Here is a 19,516-nt window from a genome sequence, read left to right as displayed (position 1 = left end):
TAAGCCAAATGATAAAAGCTGTAATCAAGCCCCATTATACGCAAGCTATGCCAAGATACGAGTTTCAGTTGAAATTAAAACACCATTCGCTAAAATTTCACTTAACTCTGTGAACCAATTCTGAACAAAAAAGCTGATGAGCTGAATTATCCCTTAACAGTAAATAAAAATCAGCTAAAACAAGCGTAAATGCTGGCATATAAAGTAACTTTGCTTTACATTTGCTAGATATTAATAACAGTTATATGAGCGCCTTTATGAACAACGAAACTCTTTCTCAACTCGAACAACTGATCGACCAACTAATCAGCCGCAATAATGAACTACAAGCTGAGGTTACGAACCTGACAGAAAAAAACAGCAGACTAATTGACGAAAATGAAACTTTGCAACTTGAAGTACTTGATAGCGAAGAAAAACAAAAAGACACTAGTTCAACACTCAGCGGCCTATTAGAGAAGTTGCAAAGCGCCCAACAGGCTAGCTAATGTCTGAGTTGCAGAACCAGCGGGTCACTGTTGAGCTACTTGGCAAAGAGCAGCAATTTGCTTGCCCACCAGGCCAAGAAGAAGCACTGATTGCTGCGGCAAAGCACCTCAATGATTTAGTAGAGCAAATGAAACAACGCTCTACAGTACGAAATGATCAAAAAGCCTTACTTATGGCGGCACTGAACATCAGTCACGAATTGTTAGAAGTGCAAAAACAACAAGCCATTGCACAACAGCAACAAGATGAGCTTATCGATAAACTAAGTTTACACTTAAGCGACTCGACTCATAAATAAACAAGCGCACTATGCGCTTGTTTTTTATCTGCTTAACTTGCCCTAGGGATAAATGATGACTAAAAATTTTCTCAGCTTTCGCTTAACTCTTTTTTTAGTCTTTGCGGGCAGCCTATTTTCGGTTAGTCAGGCTCATGCTCAATGGAAAAAAATTTCTAATCACATCGATTTTTTTCAGCAGTCCGCTAACTTGCGATTTTACGATTCAAACCAAATTCTTATTAAAGGTGATAACTGTGCATTAGTGTTTGATGCTAGTGGTAACTTCTCAGCTGTTGAAGCAACGGTAAAGCACCTTAAACACACTCTTAAAGTACCCTTATGTTACTTAGTCGCAAGCCACTTTCATGACGATCATCTGCTTGGTATGGCAGTGTTACAGCATCATTACCCTAAGGCTAAATTAATTACACATCAAAAATTAGCAGCAAACTTTGCAGATTTTCAGCAAGCTTACAATAATAAACTAGAAACTTACCAACAAAGCATTGAATTAAGCTTTCAGCGCTTAGCTAAGCAACCTAAAGAGAAGCAGCCAGCTTGGCGTGACAAGCTTGAATTAGCGAAAAATCGGCTGCTGCGATGGCAAGAATACACACTACAATCACCCGCTTTAGCAGTCAGTGATACACTCGAACTTGATTTAGGCAATTACCCTATAACAATTAATGCCTACCAAGCACATACTAATGCCGATTTAATGCTTTATGCAGAGCAGCAAGCTATTTTAATGGGTGGAGATATCGTCGACTATTTACCTTACCCAGGGCACGGCAATTTAACTAACTGGCGAGAATTATTAACAGAGTTAGCTGCAAATACTATTGAACAAACAATTTTACCAGGCCACGGTGAACCAATAACAATAAAAGACCTACAACAATCCCACGCTTTTTTAACTGCCATACAAGAACATGTTCAAAACAACCCTGGGCAAGATTTAACCCAACTCCAACAAAGCTTTAATGAACAATTTGCTAACCAGTACATCACAGATGACATCTCAGCTAAAGCTTACCCAATGTTTTTACAAGCTGGACTTAAACGCGCTAAACAGTCAAAATAGCCCCCGCACACGGTTGTGCTAAACTCAATAAAGGACAATTTCTCGGTGGTTTTTATGCGCAGTTACTTATTTGCCCTATTTGTTACCCTATTTATGTTGTTAGGCTGTGAAACAACTGAGCCCGCAAATGCCCAAGCACAAAACGTAGCAGCACCAGTTATCTTTAACCACTTTGAGCCTTCAAAAAAACCTATACTTACTGCAAATAAAAAAACCGACACCCCAGCAAAACCAACAATAAAATTACAGCTAACACCTCAAACTACTAACTCCCCTAATACGGCTGTAATAAAAAGAAATGCTGATTTATGGCAACACATAGCGACTAACCTTCAATTTAAAATCTATCTAAATAAAGCGCTAAATAAACGCATTAAATGGTATATCAGGCAGCCTAATTATTTAAAAACAGTTAGCAAACGCGCAGCTCCTTATCTTTACCATATTGTTCGTAAAATTGAACAACAAAATTTACCTATGGAAATTGCCTTACTCCCCTTTGTCGAAAGTGACTTTAGACCGACCGTTAGCTCGTCGCAACAAGCTGTTGGCGTTTGGCAGCTAGTTGGTGCAACCGCCCATCATTTTGGTATTAAGTCAGACCAATGGTACGACGGGCGACAAGATGTACTTGCGTCTACAGATGCAGCCCTTGCCTATTTAAAGTATTTACATAAGCGTTTTGATGGTAACTGGCTACATGCACTCGCGGCCTATAACAGCGGTGAAGGGCGAGTTAAAAGAGCTATCGCTAATAACAAAAACAAGGGCAAAAGCACTGATTATTGGTCTTTAAAATTACCAAAAGAAACCTCTGAGTATGTACCAAAACTGTTAGCTTTAAGCTATTTAGTGCAAAACCCACAGCAAGGTTTACTGCGCCCTAAATTGGCAAATAAAGCACTAACAACCGAGTTTAATGTAGGTCAGCAGTTTGACTTTTCAGTAATAGCAAATCTCTCTGGGATTGGCCGCAAACAACTACACACTTTAAACCCGGGCTATTTAAAAAATCAAAGCTCTCCTAATGGGCCCCACACCTTGTTACTACCACTGGAGCAACAAAGCCTTTTACGCAGTCGGTTCTTTAAAAATAACTTTTCTGGTGAATATATAGTAAAGAAAGACGATACCTTATATTCCATCGCTCGGCGCTTTGACCTTTCAGTTAAAAAATTAAAAATGATGAATAATAAAACGTCCAACCTAATAGGAATTGGCGAAGCCTTAATTGTTGGTCAGCCACGCACTATGCCTGAATCATTAACTATAGATTATAAAATTAGCCCCTACCTAGAGCAGACCGAAGTCGCCATTCCTACTATTACTATTGAATATCAAGTTAAGCCTGGCGACACTATATGGGGAATAAGCCAGCTATACGATGTGCCCCACAAAGACTTAGCACAGTGGAATAAACTCAGTGCATCTAGTGTTTTAAAACCAGGCTCATTGCTGGTTTTACATTTACCTCAAGCAACTAAGCCCATTTCACAACTTCAAAAGGAAGGGATGCTGTCAGGGTTAGAAAAAACCTTAAAACAACCGCACTAGTTTCACTAGGACATGATTTAGCGTAAAATTGGCGCTTTGGTAAACTTTAATAAAAGAGATTGGCATGCAAATCAGTAATAATTCCGCCGTCGAGTTTCACTACACTCTAAGTGAAGCTGGCGAGCAACTTGAAAGCAGTAAAAATGGCGAGCCATTAAGCTATATTCACGGCCTAGAGGGCATGCTTCCTGGTTTAGCGAGCGCGCTTGAAGGCAGATCTGCTGGTGACAACTTAACAGTTACACTGGAGCCAAGTGAATCGTACGGCGAGCGTGTTGACGACCTTATCCAACGCATCCCTCTTAAGCACTTACAAGGTGACACAAAAGTTTGGAAGCCAGGCATGACTGCTATGGTGCATTCAAACCAAGGAAAGCACCAAGTTACGATCGTAAAAGTGGGTCGTTTTAATGCTGACTGCGACTTAAACCACCCTTTTGCTGGTAAAACTCTCACCTTTGATATCGATATTATAACCGTACGTGAAGCCACCAACGAAGAACTATCTCACGGTCACGTTCATAGCGAAGGCGGCTGTGGTCATAGCCACTAAGGGTATAAAATGAAAAAAGTTGCAATCGTCACTGGCGGAAGCCTAGGTATCGGGCGCGCTATATGTCAGCGTTTAGAAAGTGAAGGCTTTAAAGTATTTAACCTAGACATTCAAGATGGTGAATTTGGCATCTGGCAACAATGTGATGTTAGCCAAGTCGCTAATGTGGAGCGTACTATTGAGCGTATAGCCCAAGATCAAGGCCGCATTGATGTACTCGTCTCAAATGCTGGTAAACACTTAAGCGCTAATATTGAAGATACTGACGAAGCAACTTTTGACAACCTTTTTGCTCTCAATGTTAAAGGGGCATATGCTGCAGTAAAGGCTGTTTTGCCCAGCATGAAAGCACAGCAAGATGGAGCGATTATTTTTATTGCTTCAGACCAAGCTAACATAGCTAAAACCAACTCTTTTGCTTACAACCTAAGCAAACATGCGCTAGCGTCTATGGCCAAGACCACAGCACTTGATTATGCTGCTTTTAATATTAGAGCAAATGCAGTCTGCCCTGGCACTATTGAAACACCATTATTTCATAATGCTATTGATGCGTATTGTACTAAAAGTGGAGCTAATAAAGCTGAAATAGTCGAACAAGAAGGCGCTTTGCAACCACTTGGTCGCTTAGGTCAGCCCGATGAAGTTGCTGCGTTAGTGGCTTTTTTGGCGAGTGACAACGCCAGCTTTATAACAGGCAGTCTACAAAATATTGATGGCGGCTATACGGCGCAATAAGAGGATTAAAAATGCACTCCAAAATCATTGACCCCCATGTGCATTTTTTTTAACCTAAATGAAGGTTGCTACAACTGGCTAAAGGGGAGTACCCCTCCCTCTTGGCCTAACCTTGAGACAATTAAAAAACCGATAGCCCCTGACGACCTTATTAAAAATTGCCCATTTGAGCTAGCCGCTTTAGTACATATTGAAGCTGGGTTCGATAACCAACAGCCCATTAGAGAGCTAAAATGGCTAAATAAACATTTAGCTAATCAGCAATTTAGAGCTGTCAGTTTTGCGAAAATAGATTCTGATCCTGTTGAGTTTAAAAAAGCGATTAATAATTTAAAACACCCGTCACTTGTCGGGATTAGGGATATTACAGAAGGCGAAGACAGCTCTCGACTATTACACCCTTATACTTTAGAGAACCTTGCTTATTTAGCTGAGCAAGCGCTTCATTTTGAAGCTCAATTTGAACTTGAAAATACCTTAATTAGCGAGCGAGTTGCGCATTACGCTCAGCAGCTTCCTCACTTAAAGCTTGTGGTTAATCACGCCGGATTGCCACAGCAACTGGTGTTATGGCAAAAAGGCATTAGTAGTTTAGCTCATAATAAAAATGTATATATAAAATATTCTGGATTTGAATTACTTTCTCTAAATAAGCAACAACAGCAAGTTTGCTTTGATTTTATAGTACAGCAATTTAGCCAAACGCGAGTCATGCTTGCTAGTAACTTTCCAGTTTGCCAAATTCAACAAAGCTATTCTGAACTTTGGCACAGCCACTTCTCGTTATGCAAAAGCAATGATTTATGGCAACAACTTAGTTACTCCAATGCTCTTCACTTTTTATCAACTTTAACCTTTTACTTACTATCTTGTATCAATAAAAGGCGCTATATTCTATACAAGATGTATCTAAAAAGTGATGTGTGATGACTCAATCAAGATTTAATTTAGCGCTAATCTCAGCCTTATCCCTAGCTGTATTAACTGGTTGCGGTGGTGGCAGCACAGCGAATACTGATAACACTCAGATACCAGCACCGACAGCCATTGACTGGTCTGAAGGCGTGTTTGAGCCTTCAACTAGTTTTGCCCAGCAATGCCAAGCGCTAAATGAAAAACACTGGTTGCGTTCATGGAGCAATGAGACCTACTTATGGTATGACGAAATAATTGACCGAGACCCTGCTCTCACCGACTCCGTAGCTGACTACTTTCAACTTCTAAAGACTAAAGAAATAACGGAGTCTGGTGCTAATAAAGACAATTTTCACTCAAGTCTCCCCACAGCCGAGTGGGAAGCCCAAAGTCAATCAGGCGTTACTTTTGGCTATGGCTTCAAGCTCAAGATAATTAGCGCAACGGCCCCTCGTCAAGCTGTCATCTCATACACAGAAACTAACACCCCTGCAAGTAATGCTAACCTAAGCCGTGGTTTTGAAGTACTGGAAGTAGACGGTGTTGATTTTGTAAATGCAAGCACGCAAGCGGAAGTCGATATACTTAATGCTGGCTTATCACCTCGTGAGTCTGGTAAAACAACCAACTTTACATTTAAAGACATTGAGACCTCAGAGGTTCGTGAGGTCACTTTAACAGCTCAATCTATAACATCACAACCAGTTACGAATGTAAAAACACTTGCCAATGGCAGTGTGGGATATTTTCAGTTTAATAGCCATAATGCCATTGCTGAAAAGCCATTATATGATGCGTTTAATACCCTAAAAAACAGTAATGTCACTGATTTAATTATTGATATTCGCTACAACGGCGGTGGTTTTTTACAAATGGCAAGCCAAGTAAGCTACATGATTGCAGGTGCTGAGAATACTAACAATAAAATTTTTGAACGCACAATTTTTAATGATCAGCATCCAACATTTAATCCTGTCACAGGGCGACGGTTAGAACCGGTAATGTTCACCGATGAGTTTATTGGCTTTGCAGATAACCCAGGCCTTACCCCAGGAACACCTTTACCTTCTCTCAACCTAGAGCGAGTTTATTTATTAACAACCAGTAGCACTTGCTCAGCCAGTGAAGCCATTATTAATGGGCTTCAAGGTATTGATATTGAGGTAATACAAATCGGTGCTGGCACCTGTGGCAAGCCCTATGGCTTTTACGCTACAGATAACTGTGATACTACCTATTTTACCATTCAATTCACAGGTGAAAACAACAAAGGCTTCGGTGAATACTCCGATGGCTTTGCACCGCAAAATACGGTTAATAATGCCCGCCTACCGGTACGCGTAGCAGGTTGCGCTGTTGCTGATGACTTTAATCATCAATTAGGCGACCCAAATGAAGCATTGTTAGCGGCTGCTCTTAACTATCGTGAAAGCCAAAGTTGCCCAACTGCAACATCAACCGCTAGCCAACAAGGTTTTGCACCAGCCCTTTTGGCTGATACCCCTGCGGTAATCGATACGCGCGCAAGTACATTTGCTCAACAGAACAAAATCTTGCCTCAGGACCAAAACAGGTAGCTTACAATGAAAAAAATACCTTACATTTTAGTCAGTATGAGCATATTACTACTTGGTTGCAGTGCACCTAGCGAGGCGCCAACACCTAAACTACAGCATGCGCTTTTGCAAAAGCCACAAAGTGAGCTGATTGCACAAGGATTAGCCCGCTTAATGCGCAGTGACAACATTGCCGTTGCAGATGATGTTTTCATGAAGCGCAGTTTAATGGTCGTGGATAACCTTAGCAAAACAGATGAACTCGGAAATCCGATTATGGGTAAGCAGTTGAATCTACCTGATAGATTTGAGCTGTTGATCAAAGATAATTTATGTTTTATACGTCACTTAGATAGCAAAGCCACCGAGCCATTGCCTGATGTGAAATGTAAAGTGAATTATAAGTAGGTGCTAGGTGCTAGGTGCTAGGTGCTAGGTGCTAGGTGCTAGGTGCTAGCAATACGTTAATAGAAGAAGTGCCTAGAACAAATAATATTAACGAGAAGCAAGCTCTGCTCGCTTCTCGAAACTCGCGACTCGTCGCTTATTTTATTTCTACTCTTTGTGAGCGCATCACAATTTCATCGTTTAGTTCAATACCCAAACCAGGCTCTTCGGATACTTCAAAGAAGCCATTTTTTGGCTGCGGATCTTGCAGGCATAACTCGCGGTTCCATTTTTTAATAGCATAAGTATGGTGTTCATGGATTAAGAAATTAGGAATAGCCGTTTCTAAGTGCAATGATGCTGCAGTAGCAACTGGGCCACCACATACGTGCGCTTGAATTCTTACATCAAAAATATCGGCATAATCACATACCTTTTTAGTTTCGGTAAAGCCACCACATAAACCTATATCTGGTTGTAGTACGTCAATGCTTTGGTCTTCAAGGTATGGGCGCACACCCCAACGATTATATAAGCGTTCACCACCCGCGATTGGTACAGCAACTTTATCTGCAACTTTTGCATGCAGTGAATGATTTAAGTAGTTAACCGGTTCCTCATAATACATACAATCAAATTCTTCAGCTATTTCACCTATTTGAATCGCAGATGTTGCTCCTGGTAAGCTGTGACATTCAAAAATAATGTCTACTTCATCACCCACCGCTTCACGAATAGCTTGCATGCGTGCTCGATATAACTTCATTTCAGCTCGTGAAATGATTTTGGTGCGATCATAATACGTGTTCCCGTCTTTATCATACTGAATAGGATCAACTTTAACGGCATCGTAACCTTCTGCAATCGCTTTTAAAGCTGCTTCTGCATATTCTTGTGGTTGTACTAGGGCTTTAAACTCGCTATCCCAGTCAAACTGTAATTGTGAGGCATAAGTGCGCAGCTTATCGTTAACTTTACCACCGAGTAACTGGTAAACAGGTAAACCAAGTGCCTTACCTTTAATGTCCCACAGTGCAGTATCAATAGCACTCATTGCAGCATAAACCACAGGACCACCACCTAAACCCCAAAAGCTTTCACGTAGCATACGCGACCATAACTTTTCAGTTTGAAATGGGTCATGACCAATCAAAAATGCATCTGCCATTTCTTTGATCATCGCAGCAGCGGCACTATGCCCTAAATCGTACGCAAGACCCGCCTCACCAACACCGCTAATACCTTCGTCAGTATGAATACGAACAAACACAGGAGTCCACGCTGGACGCTCAGGGCAATGGATATCAAACACTTCAACGCGATTAACTTTCATGAAAATTCCTTAATTAGCAAAACTTGGATCAAGACGATAGGCTTTACGTAACATTGCAGGCCAAGCTAACTGACCTCCGGTGCTACCACTGTGCACAACATTGGCTTGATTATAAATATTATCGATTATGGCTTGAGGAACTGGCGTAACGTCTACGCCACTTGATTGCAATGCGAGTTGAATTTCACACGCGCGCTGTAAATCATAAAAACGCATGAAGGCATCACCCACTGTTGGACCTAGCGTTAAGCCACCATGATTAATAAGTAACATATGATTTGTGTCAGCAAGATCATCTTGCAATCGCTTTCTCTCATCATCATTTACTGCAAGCCCTTCGTAGCCATGGTAAGACAATGAAGGTAAAGAAAACATTGAATATTGGCTCAGTGGCAACAAGCCTTGTTTTTGCGTCGCAACAGCAATGGTTTCTTTAGTATGCAAGTGAATAACACAATGAGCATCGTCACGTACTTCATGAATAGCACTGTGAATAGTAAAACCAGCCGGGTTAATTTTAAACGGAGTGTCATCTAAAATATTACCTGATAAATCAACTTTCACCAGATTTGATGCGGTTACTTCGTCAAATGTTAGACCAAATGCATTTACAAGGTAATGATCAGTGCCCGGTAGCCGGGCCGATAAATGCGTATAAATTAAATCACCCCAACGAAAATGATCAACTAAACGATAACACGCGGCTAAATCAACACGTAATTGCCACTCCTGTGCTGATACTTTATTTTTTAAATCAAGTTGCGGTAATTCAAACATATTTATGCCTTGTATAAACACAGTGCGAAATAGATGTATAGAAGTCTAAAGCAGTCTAGAGTTGCAATCAACTGTTAGAAAACAAAACAGCCACATCAAATAAATTGATGTGGCTGTTTAAGCGCTAATTTAAGTACAGATTAACGTGAAAATTATTTAACGTTTGCTAAGTAGTCAGCAATTGCAGCCATTTCTTCTTCAGATACATTAGCAACCATAGCCTTCATTGCCGCAGTCATCCCATTACTACGCGCACCTGATTTAATGTCTTTCATTTGCGCAAGTAAATATTCTTTATTTTGGCCATTTAGTTTCGGGTACAATGCCATAATTGGCGCTTTGCCTTCAGGGCCGTGACAAGTTTGACAAAGCTTTGCGGTATAAAGGGCTTCACCTTCAGCGGCCACTGATGTAAAAGATGCGCTAGCTGCCATTGCAAGGCTAGCCCCTAAAAGTAATGTTGTTATCTTGCTCATTGTATTTTCTCTTCTTTTTGACGGTTTATAAATTTACTTATTTAATTGTAGACCATGCATAATAGCATGCTAATTTTGTACGCAATTTATACACATTGAAGATCACTGGGAGCGTTTTAAAAGCTCCGATTGCAAAAATTACCAAACAAGATCATCAGGCACTTCAAAGTCTGCATACGGGTCATCATCATCTTTGCCTTTATCTTCTGGTTCAACGTGAAATACGATGTACTTTTCATCTACTTCAGCGACTTTACGTGCAGGTTCGTCTTCAAGTACAAAAAATTGCCCTTCTAAAACACATATAGCTAATCTACCACCAGCAAGTGCCTTTTGTGTTTTTTCATTCACGTCTAGCTCTTTAACTTTGTTTTCATAGGTAAAGTTAAAAGTACGCTCACCACGAATTTCATCTTGATTGTGGTGTTCTAAAATTTGTTTAACTCTGGCTATTTGTTCACGCTGCTTTAAATCGCCTTGACGAGCTTGGTTTAGCTCTTCAGCTTTCTTTTGTTGCTCTAATTTAGTTTGCTGAATGTGCTTTTGCAGATCACTTGGGTTGCTCGTGGCACCTTTTTTCTGCTTTTTCTGTTGCTTGCGTTTCTCGCTTTTTGCAACTTTCGCTTTATGTGATGTAGTAAGTCCTGCTTGTAGCAATTGGTCTTGTAATGAACCCATGGCCTTGTTCCATTAAAACTTAGATTAGGATTATTTTATACCTATAGCTAAGTTACCTCAACAATGAAGCACCATCGCAAGAGAAGTAATTTAGCCAGTTCTTGAAAGTGACTGTAGCAAAGCTAATAAAACAAAACCTGATAAAACGCAATAAAACTCTATTTTAATACAGAACAAGCAACTTATTGTTGCTTTATCATTGATTTAAAAAGCACTAAGCGTAAGCTAACAGCTTTTATTGGCTGGTCAAAATAATGCGTATTTCCCACTTATTATTGTGCTCATTGTTTATCTTTTTTGTCTTGTACGCACCGCAGCCATTATTAGGCCTTTTTGCTTCACAGTTTAAAGTCACGCCCGCTAGCGCTGGCAGCTTGATGACGGCGACCATGCTACCACTTGCCATTGCGCCCCTGATATACGGCTTGTTGCTTGCTAAACATAACCCGTTAACTATTTTACGCTATGCTATGTTGATGCTGGCATTAAGCTGTATTGCGATTACTTTAGTGCCCAAATTTGAATTACTACTTCTGCTGCGCTTTATTCAAGGATTAATCTTGCCTGCTGCCCTCACCGCTATGACCACCTATATTGGCTGCACTTATAAGGCTGATTATTTACAAAAAAATATGACCTTGTACATAGGCAGTACTATTGCTGGCGGGTATTTTGGTCGGGTATTAGCTGCTGTATTTACAGATTTATGGAGTTGGCAGATCTTTTACTATGTAATCGCTGTCGCTTTAATTTTATTGGCTTTAGCCATCCCTAAGGGCCGCCATGAAACGATAACGCAAGTATTATCACCGCTGAGTTATTTAAAACAACTCGCCACAGCGCCTATCTTAAAATTGTATGGCGCAGTATTTTGCATGTTTTTTTGCTTTGCTGCATTATTGAATTACCTGCCTTTTATTTTGAAAAATACATTTTTAATAACAAATACTCGTGATATTGGTTTGGTTTACAGTGGCTATCTAATTGGTGCGCTGGCATCTATTACCACGCCTTGGCTACTAAAACGCAGTTCTAGCCCTTGGTATTTACTTAGCGGGGTATTTATTTTTTATTGTGGAACAATATTAATCTTGATGACTAACCAACTCATTATATTCTTATTAGCCTTTACTGGTTTTTGCGCTGCGATGTTTATGATCCATTCAACCGCGGCACCATTGGCTAATAAAATCAGTAGCGCGCCACCGAGTGTTACCAATGGCGGTTATGTATCATTTTACTATAGTGGCGGCGCGCTGGGTTCTTTTTTACCTGGCTTGGTATACCAGCACTACGGGCACGTCGCGTTTATTGCTGCACTATTGCTTGTATGCTTGTGCGGATTGGCCTTAGTATTGAGTGGTTATTTAGCAGGTAAAAAAACCACCTTAGGTTGATGCCCTGTACTGGCAAAAAACAACTCTAAATCATTTTTTTTCATTAACCATGTTTCGGTATTTTCAAATGGATGACAATGAAATAGTTCACTAAACCAAATATCTTGGTCTAACCATAAAGTCACATTATTTTGCTTATCGTTCATAAGTGCCAACATAGACACACAACCAGGTGCTACTTTTAAATAACGCGCTAAACGCTCATCTGAAGCAAAGCCTAATCGTGATAAGCCTTGATATTTAGCCACCGCCTTTAAATCAAGCTGCTTATCATGTGCAGTTATCACTAAAAAATGATTTTTTCCTTCATTATCTCGTAAGAAGAGATTTTTTAAGCGTGTGCCTGGACGCTCAATTAATAGCGTATCGGCATCTAAGCTACCATGCAAAGCGGGATGTTCAATTACATTATACTGAATATTTAAATGCGCGATATACTCAACTAACTTACTCTTATCTTCTAGCATGTTATAGACAACGCCCTCTAAGTTGTACGCTTAGATCACGCCAAACAACTTCATCTATCTCATAATTGCTTGGGCAATATTGTTGTTGCTCTAATTCGTTCTGCAACAACTCAACCGCTTGATCTTCTAATTGTAATTTAAGGCTATTCGATTCTTCAAAATACTCTTCTTCTGCGAAGCTTTTAAACTCTCTGCGCGTGAGTGGCCGATCTGAATTACGGCTTTTTCTGCTATTTGCTTTGACTGACACAACATAAGCAAAGATTTTATTACCTTGTTCATCTAGCTTTTTATATAATTGTTTATTATTTATTTCAAACGGCGGTTCATCTTGGCTGGCGCAACCAAAGAGCAAAACCAGTAACACCCAGGCATATTTTTTCATTATTAGTTTCTTTGTGTTTTTTAATAGTCGCTAGAATAGCCCCTAGTCTAACAAAGATTCACTGTTTTCGTGAAAATTGATAAAAAATATAAAAAATGCTTGACCAAATTTATAAATCTCATTAAAGTTCGTCCCGCTTAAACGGAACCTTAAGCAGGTTACAAAATTTGTGACTTTAGGAATGTGGGGCTATAGCTCAGCTGGGAGAGCGCCTGCCTTGCACGCAGGAGGTCAGCAGTTCGATCCTGCTTAGCTCCACCACTTTCCTAACTTCAATATCAGTCTATTTCCTTTCTTTTAAAACTCTTTAGATTCAATATTTTCAAACACTATTTAGCACTAAACTCTTGAGCATTTCAGATTAATTAACTATACCTAATCTACGATTACTTTATTAGGTTTGATTATGGATTTGCCTAAACGGGCAACACTCAAGAAGATCGCCACTTTAAGTGTAGGCGCTGGTATTATTACCCATGTACCCTATGTTTTCGCGCGTAAAAAAAACAACTCTACGTGTGCTCGGCACACATGTCACACTCCAGGAGCCCCTACGCAAACAAGCAATGGAAGATTTAGGTATCAACATTGTGTTTAATCCTGCGGGTAGTTCATCTGTTTTACAACAAGCTTCCATGGATCCGAGCTCTTTTGATCTTTATGAACAATGGTCTAATAGTATCAATGTTTTGTGGAGTGCAGGAAGTATCCAGCCAATCGAAAAAAAAGCGCATCACTCACTTTAATGAAATTAACTCATTGACAAAAACCGGAAAGCTTACTCAAGACGCATCTATTGGCGCAGGAGATGCGCCTTACAAATTACTTAACATTCAAGGTGATGGTACTCTAAACGCACAAGAAACAGATTTAATAAGCTATTTACCATATGTCCACAATGTCGATTCATTTGGCTACAACCTAGACAGCATTCCTCTTGGAAGCGCATATGAAACTGAAAGCTGGGCTTGGTTACTCGACGAAAAAAATCGTGGCAAAGTAGGCATAGTAAATGCGCCAACAATTGGCATTTTTGATTTGGCACTCGCAGCGCAAAGTAAAGGCTTGATAAAATTTGTTGATATAGGCGCTATGACGCGCGATGAACTAGATAGGTTATTTTTTATTTTACTCGACTATAAAAAACAAAAACACTTTAATGGCTTTTGGAACTCAGTACCAGAGTCCGTTGAGTTTATGAAAAATAACCGGGTTAGTATTCAAAGTATGTTCTCACCCGCGGTAGAGAGCTTAAATAGTCAGGGCATCAATGTACGATTTGCAGCTCCAAAAGAAGGTTACCGAGGCTGGCACGGTGTTATGTGTCTGTCTTCTCAAGTCACCAATAATACAAAAGATGCCGCCTATGATTATATGAATTGGTGGCTCAGCGGCTGGCCAGGTGCTTTTATTGCACGACAAGGTTATTACATTAGTAACCCAGAACGTTCAAAACCGTTACTTTCAGAAGCTGAATGGGCATATTGGTATGAAGGAAAAGAAGCAACGGAGGCACTGCTTAATACGCAAGGTAAAGTATCTGTAGAAGCGGGTAACGTTCGCAGTGGTGGTAGCTATTTAAAACGTTTCAGCAATGTAGCTGTTTGGAATACAGTTATGCCAACGTATGATTACAGCTTGCAAAAGTGGTATGAGCTAATTAGCCGCTAATGAAAATAAATTCTATCAAATCAAAAATCATCGCTGCGATCTCATTATTAGTTATAATTTTACTGTTTCAAAGCTATTTATTTTCAAGTGCGCAAAATTCACTAAGAATACTTTTGACAGTACAAAATGATGCTCAAATTCAAAGTGAAGCAACCAACGATCTTGAAAATAACGTCATCTCACTACAAGGGCAAGTAACTCATTACGTTGATAAAGCCAAGCCAATTTCAGTAGATAACTTTAAACGTTTTCAGTTGAATGCTAAAAACGACTTAAAGAAACTCAATACCAATGCACAAAAGCATTCAAGTTCATATAAAGACTTGCTTACTCGTTTAGGAGAGCACTTAACAAACTTCAACCGAACATTTGAGCAAGTCGTTAAAAACAGAGAAAATCGTGTACGTTTATTCAATACACGCTTCAAGCCTGCGGTTAATAATTTAATATTGCACCTCAACGCGTTGAAAAATGTTGAAGGCTCGAGCCATGAGGCAATTTACACAGATGCAATGCTAACGCTTTCAAACATAAACTACGCGACAGAAAACTACTTAGAAAATACTGACTTCGATATTTCGCAGACAACCAGCCAAGATGTTGATCAACTTAAGCTGCAGCTAGATAAGATAGAAAAATTTATTGAGTCAGGCTCAATACAACCTAATAGTTTGCTAAATAAAGAGTTTTTAGAAATAAAAAAAAAGCTATAACCAGCTTATTTTACTGTCGAGAGGCTATAACTACTCGGTAAATGTTGTTTTGACAGGTGTTGCAAATGAATTACTGTATTTAACAGACCAGATAAACCGTACTGAAAAAAATACCTTTCTCCAAGCGCAAAAGCAAGTCAGCTTACACCTAGATCAACAGGCGGAACAAAGTAAAGTATTTGCGCTAGTGATGTTGGTATTATTAATTACAATATGCATTTTTATTGTGCGCACAATAATATCCCCTATAGATAGTCTTTCTTTGCTTTTGAACGATATGAACAACGGTAAGCAACGTGGTCTACTGGTTGAGCCTGAACAAGATAATGAATTTTCGCATGCGATAAAAGCGGCCAATTCTCTGTATAAGAAAAATGATGAAACAAACACACTATTGATAGAAACCCAAGAGCTAAATGACCAAATGAAAGCGGTAAACTCAGCATTAAAAGCAGCAAAACATCAAGCAGATATTGCCAATGAGGCAAAAAGCAAGTTTGTCGCTAATATGAGCCATGAGCTGCGCACACCCTTGAATATCATTTTAGGAATGCAGCAACTTTTATCTGAAGAAATTACAGATGATGCGCATAAAAAGTATATTGCCAAATCCCTTACCAGTGGTAACAACCTACTTTTATTAGTAAATAATATTTTAGAGTTATCAAAGCTAGACTCGAATCAATCCACTATCGAAAATGTTAACTTTACCATTAAAGAGGTGTCACAGTTCTTATCAGAATCATTTTCAAGCTTGTGTAAGTCTAAGGACCTAGAATTTAATATATTACTTCATATGGATGAAGACATCTCCTTGACAGGTGACTATTTAAAGCTAAACCAAACCTTAAAATTTGTAGTCGACAATGCAATCAAATTTACCGAGCAAGGCAGTGTCACAATCACGATAACGGCCGATTCATTGAACAATGACTCAATTACCTTAAGTTTTTCAGTAAAAGATACGGGAATTGGTATTCCTGAAGATAAGTTATCAGCAATTTTTAATCCTTTTTATCAGAGCGATGACTCCTACTCCCGTAAATATACTGGAACAGGGTTAGGATTAAGTATTAGTCAAAAGCTGATCAAACTGCTAAATGGCGAAATTCAAGTCAAGAGTAGACAAGGTGAAGGCACTGAGGTGCTCATCTTTTTAAATTTTGATATCAATTCAGCTCTTTTCGCAACGCCTAATTTCTCCCAGACACAATTGATAAACTTGCCTGTGGCTTTAGAGAACTTAGACTTTAATGATGTACTGTTAAGTGAGTCGTTCGACCGGTTTACTAAAGACTACAGTAACTTTATAAAAGAAGCTGAAGTGCTTTATAAGCAACAACATATTCTTGAGTTAAGACGTATGTTGCATACGTTTGTAGGTTTAACCGGCACTCTGGGCTTGGAACGATTAGAGGAAGTGGCTAAGAAACTCCAAAAAGATGTAAAACAATCGACACCGATAAACTTTACTCCTTGCCAGCTGCAACTTGAAATTTCTTTGCGTGCAATAGAGCAGTTTGCTATTGCTAACCAACTAAAAGCAAGTCAAGCGATCACCCTTAATATTGAAAGTAATATTGAGTACCTAGATGAAATACTTGAATTAGCTAAATCAGCTAAACCTATTCCCCAGGTGCTTATTTTACAACTTGAGCAGCATATAGAAAACGTATCAGAAAATACGCAATTAGTACGGTTAAGAGAAGCGATAAATCAATTTAACTTTCAATCAATTAAAACACTCATTAATAACTACTTAAATGGCCTTAAAAACTAGACAAAACTCTTAATCATGAGCTATTTTTTATCTAATGGTGAAACTGAAATTGAGAAATTAGTGCCCCAAAAGAGCTTACCCACACAAAACGCTGACCGTCAAAAGCCGTTAATCCTCATCGTTGATGATGAACCCAATAATCTGCATATATTGGTTGAAGGCTTGCTATCAGATTATGACGTTCGCGTATCAACTAGCGGCAGAAGTGCGCTTGAATTTATTGAAACGACACGTCCCGATTTAATACTACTTGATATCATGATGCCACAGATGGACGGTTATGAGGTCTGTAAAAAGCTAAAGCAGAACCAAAACAGCAAGGGTATTCCTATTATATTTGTCACCGCCCTCACCGAAGAAGAATCCGAAGAACAAGGTTTCGAACTGGGTGCCGTAGACTATATTCACAAACCCTATAAATTGGCACTCGTTCGTGCTCGTGTACGTGCACACATCTCTGTGCAAGGAATGCTCGATCGCCTCATTGAAAAAAACTTTGAATTACATGACAAATTCCTTGAGGTAGAAAACCTTGCTTCTGAGCTTACCAAGCGTGATGTTGAATTAAAAAACTATCCGCCAAACAAGCTTTATTTTATCAAGCCCTCACCAGCACAGCCGATGGCGTAGTAATCACAAATCACAAGGGCATTATCATTGCTGTCAACCCATCTTTTTGCCGAATAACGGGGTTTTGTGAAAGTGAAGCTCTTGGACAACCATTAAAAGAAATCAAAAAAAACAACCTACCAGAGATAAGCTTTGATGATATATGGCTACATGCAAGCAAAGCGGGTTACTGGAGTGGTGAGCTGACTACACGACGAAAAAGCGGTGAGCTATATCCTGAATTACTTACTCTTAGTATGGTTAAAAACGAAGTCGATACCAACATTAACTTTATTGGTGTCTTTAGTGATATTTCGAGTGTAAAAGTCACTCAAGAGCGTATTGACTATTTAACATGGCATGATGAGCTTACAGGCCTCCCTAACCGTAATAACTTTTTAAAAATTCTGGATCAACAATTACGTGAGCAAAATAAACAGCAAAGCTATACCTGTATTTTTATTCTCGATATAGATAGCTTTCATTCTATTAATGATGGCCTTGGCCTAGTGGCGGGCGATAAAGTATTAAAAGAGTTTGCAACACGAATAAACGATAATTTAGATAATAAAGATATCGTTGCACGTCTTGGCAGCGATGAGTTTGCTGTACTATGTGAAACACAAAAAGGAACTGGTTATGAAAGAACACAATCTTTAGCGAATGTAACCGCGCAAAAACTGCTACTAGCCGCCAGTGAACCATTTGATATCGAAGAACAAAAAATTAGTTTAACGATCAGTATAGGAACCTATATTCTTCCTCGTAACGAATTAAGAGGAAGCGCAATTGAAACTATTCGAAACTGTGAAGCTGCTTGCTATAAAGCAAAAGAAAAAGGCGGCAATAGAGTTACGTCATTTGATACATCTTTTGGCGAACAAGCTAAACGACGTTTCGAAGTTGAACAAGACTTACGTCAAGCAATTGCTCAGCAAGAACTAGTACTTAACTTACAATCACAATATGATCACAACCACACCCTAAAGGGTGCTGAGGTACTCCTTCGCTGGCAACATACAACAAAAGGTTTTATTAGCCCTGCTGAATTTATCCCGATAGCCGAAGAGTCTGATATTATTTATGATTTAGATTGCTGGGTTACAACTCAAGCTTTAAAACTGCTAGAACAAATTAACGAGCAAAACCCAAGTCTAGCTATTTCTATCAACATCAGCGGCAGACATTTTCATGAAAAACGTTTTCTAAACTTTATCACTCAAAGCCTTATTGATGCGCAGGTCAACCCTGCAAACCTGACGATTGAAATCATTGAAGGCACACTGTTAAACAATATGGATGATGCTATTGCGGCAGTGCACCATCTAAAACAGCTGGGTGTAAGGGTATCTATTGATGATTTTGGAACTGGCTACTCAAGCTTAACCTACTTAAAGCAATTGCCTATTGATGAGCTCAAAATTGATAAGTCATTTGTTTTAGAAGCACCAACAAACAATAACGACAAACTGATTATCGATATGATAGTTAGTTTAGGTGATTTATTTGATCTAAAAATTATTGCTGAAGGTGTTGAGGATCAAGAGCACCTAACTCTACTACAAGCTTTCCCTGATATGACTTTACAAGGCTACTTTTTACATAGACCCGAACCAGCAGAAGATTGGCTAAGTGACTTAAGAAATAAAAATGCCGAGTCTTAAACTCGGCATT

At 39.4% G+C, this 19,516-nt stretch carries 17 protein-coding genes, 1 tRNA gene and 3 pseudogenes; 15 read left to right on the top strand and 6 right to left on the bottom strand.

Annotated elements, in window-relative coordinates; genetic code table 11:
- Positions 1 to 257: 257 nt before the first annotated feature.
- The 9 genes and pseudogenes from zapB to ACU8V8_RS00280 all read left to right on the top strand — a co-directional run bounded on the left by zapB (position 258) and on the right by ACU8V8_RS00280 (position 7,577).
- Positions 258 to 488 (top strand): cell division protein ZapB, encoded by a 231-nt coding sequence (zapB, locus tag ACU8V8_RS00320; protein ID WP_446888432.1) that lies wholly within the window; start codon positions 258 to 260, stop codon positions 486 to 488.
- Positions 488 to 787, top strand: coding sequence for a cell division protein ZapA (locus tag ACU8V8_RS00315; protein WP_446888431.1), 300 nt, complete (start codon positions 488 to 490; stop codon positions 785 to 787). The genes zapB and ACU8V8_RS00315 overlap by 1 nt, the downstream gene beginning before the upstream one ends.
- A gap of 190 nt (positions 788 to 977) precedes the next feature.
- Positions 978 to 1,853 carry an MBL fold metallo-hydrolase gene (locus ACU8V8_RS00310; RefSeq protein ID WP_446888430.1) on the top strand — a complete coding sequence of 292 codons (876 nt, stop codon included), beginning with the start codon at positions 978 to 980 and terminating at the stop codon, positions 1,851 to 1,853.
- Positions 1,854 to 1,907: 54 nt separating this feature from the next.
- Positions 1,908 to 3,407, top strand: a complete 1,500-nt coding sequence (locus ACU8V8_RS00305) for a transglycosylase SLT domain-containing protein (RefSeq protein WP_446888429.1) — start codon at positions 1,908 to 1,910, stop codon at positions 3,405 to 3,407.
- Between the two features lie 64 nt (positions 3,408 to 3,471).
- Entirely contained in the window at positions 3,472 to 3,960 is a 489-nt protein-coding gene (locus tag ACU8V8_RS00300; RefSeq protein WP_446888428.1) for an FKBP-type peptidyl-prolyl cis-trans isomerase, read from the top strand.
- A gap of 9 nt (positions 3,961 to 3,969) precedes the next feature.
- On the top strand, positions 3,970 to 4,698 hold the full coding sequence (locus ACU8V8_RS00295; protein ID WP_446888427.1) for an SDR family NAD(P)-dependent oxidoreductase: 729 nt from the start codon (positions 3,970 to 3,972) through the stop codon (positions 4,696 to 4,698).
- 11 nt (positions 4,699 to 4,709) lie between these two features.
- A pseudogene (locus ACU8V8_RS00290) lies at positions 4,710 to 5,535 on the top strand (amidohydrolase family protein); the annotation flags it as partial.
- An 89-nt stretch (positions 5,536 to 5,624) separates the two neighbouring features.
- Positions 5,625 to 7,190, top strand: a complete 1,566-nt coding sequence (locus ACU8V8_RS00285; protein WP_446888426.1) for a S41 family peptidase — start codon at positions 5,625 to 5,627, stop codon at positions 7,188 to 7,190.
- A 6-nt stretch (positions 7,191 to 7,196) separates the two neighbouring features.
- Positions 7,197 to 7,577, top strand: coding sequence for a hypothetical protein (locus ACU8V8_RS00280; protein ID WP_446888425.1), 381 nt, complete (start codon positions 7,197 to 7,199; stop codon positions 7,575 to 7,577).
- Between the two features lie 136 nt (positions 7,578 to 7,713).
- Here the strand turns inward: ACU8V8_RS00280 and ACU8V8_RS00275 are convergent, their stop codons facing one another.
- The 4 genes from ACU8V8_RS00275 to ACU8V8_RS00260 form a co-directional block, all read right to left on the bottom strand.
- Positions 7,714 to 8,889 carry a mandelate racemase/muconate lactonizing enzyme family protein gene (locus ACU8V8_RS00275; protein WP_058560482.1) on the bottom strand — a complete coding sequence of 392 codons (1,176 nt, stop codon included), beginning with the start codon at positions 8,887 to 8,889 and terminating at the stop codon, positions 7,714 to 7,716.
- Between the two features lie 9 nt (positions 8,890 to 8,898).
- Positions 8,899 to 9,666, bottom strand: a complete 768-nt coding sequence (locus ACU8V8_RS00270; protein ID WP_446888424.1) for a class II aldolase/adducin family protein — start codon at positions 9,664 to 9,666, stop codon at positions 8,899 to 8,901.
- A gap of 152 nt (positions 9,667 to 9,818) precedes the next feature.
- A complete protein-coding gene (locus ACU8V8_RS00265; RefSeq protein WP_087534481.1) occupies positions 9,819 to 10,142 on the bottom strand; it encodes a c-type cytochrome in 324 nt (107 codons plus the stop codon).
- A 138-nt stretch (positions 10,143 to 10,280) separates the two neighbouring features.
- Positions 10,281 to 10,820 (bottom strand): DUF2058 domain-containing protein, encoded by a 540-nt coding sequence (locus ACU8V8_RS00260; RefSeq protein WP_087534482.1) that lies wholly within the window; start codon positions 10,818 to 10,820, stop codon positions 10,281 to 10,283.
- Between the two features lie 254 nt (positions 10,821 to 11,074).
- Between ACU8V8_RS00260 and ACU8V8_RS00255 the strand changes: the two genes are divergently transcribed.
- Positions 11,075 to 12,217, top strand: coding sequence for an MFS transporter (locus ACU8V8_RS00255; RefSeq protein ID WP_446888423.1), 1,143 nt, complete (start codon positions 11,075 to 11,077; stop codon positions 12,215 to 12,217).
- On the opposite strand, the gene ACU8V8_RS00250 is transcribed toward ACU8V8_RS00255, so the two are convergent.
- Together ACU8V8_RS00250 and ACU8V8_RS00245 are read right to left on the bottom strand one after the other, a co-directional pair.
- Positions 12,184 to 12,684: a prolyl-tRNA synthetase associated domain-containing protein gene (locus tag ACU8V8_RS00250; protein WP_446888422.1), complete on the bottom strand. Its 501-nt coding sequence runs from the start codon at positions 12,682 to 12,684 to the stop codon at positions 12,184 to 12,186. The two genes, ACU8V8_RS00255 and ACU8V8_RS00250, sit on opposite strands and share 34 nt — an antisense overlap.
- A 1-nt stretch (position 12,685) precedes the next feature.
- Positions 12,686 to 13,069: a hypothetical protein gene (locus tag ACU8V8_RS00245; RefSeq protein WP_446888421.1), complete on the bottom strand. Its 384-nt coding sequence runs from the start codon at positions 13,067 to 13,069 to the stop codon at positions 12,686 to 12,688.
- A gap of 185 nt (positions 13,070 to 13,254) precedes the next feature.
- On the opposite strand from ACU8V8_RS00245, the gene ACU8V8_RS00240 reads away from it, so the two are divergent.
- The 5 genes and pseudogenes from ACU8V8_RS00240 (at position 13,255) to ACU8V8_RS00220 (ending at position 19,506) form a co-directional block, all read left to right on the top strand.
- Positions 13,255 to 13,330: transfer RNA gene (locus ACU8V8_RS00240), tRNA-Ala, on the top strand.
- A gap of 145 nt (positions 13,331 to 13,475) precedes the next feature.
- Positions 13,476 to 14,740: pseudogene (locus tag ACU8V8_RS00235) on the top strand (ABC transporter substrate-binding protein).
- Between the two features lie 113 nt (positions 14,741 to 14,853).
- Positions 14,854 to 15,453, top strand: a complete 600-nt coding sequence (locus tag ACU8V8_RS00230) for a hypothetical protein (RefSeq protein ID WP_446888420.1) — start codon at positions 14,854 to 14,856, stop codon at positions 15,451 to 15,453.
- Between the two features lie 49 nt (positions 15,454 to 15,502).
- Positions 15,503 to 17,233: an ATP-binding protein gene (locus ACU8V8_RS00225; protein WP_446888419.1), complete on the top strand. Its 1,731-nt coding sequence runs from the start codon at positions 15,503 to 15,505 to the stop codon at positions 17,231 to 17,233.
- Between the two features lie 15 nt (positions 17,234 to 17,248).
- A pseudogene (locus ACU8V8_RS00220) lies at positions 17,249 to 19,506 on the top strand (two-component system response regulator).
- Positions 19,507 to 19,516: the final 10 nt, after the last annotated feature.

This window comes from Pseudoalteromonas sp. SaAl2, assembly GCF_052947895.1.
Note: the sequence above shows the minus strand (reverse complement) of the source record. Positions and strands in the feature narration are given on the sequence as shown.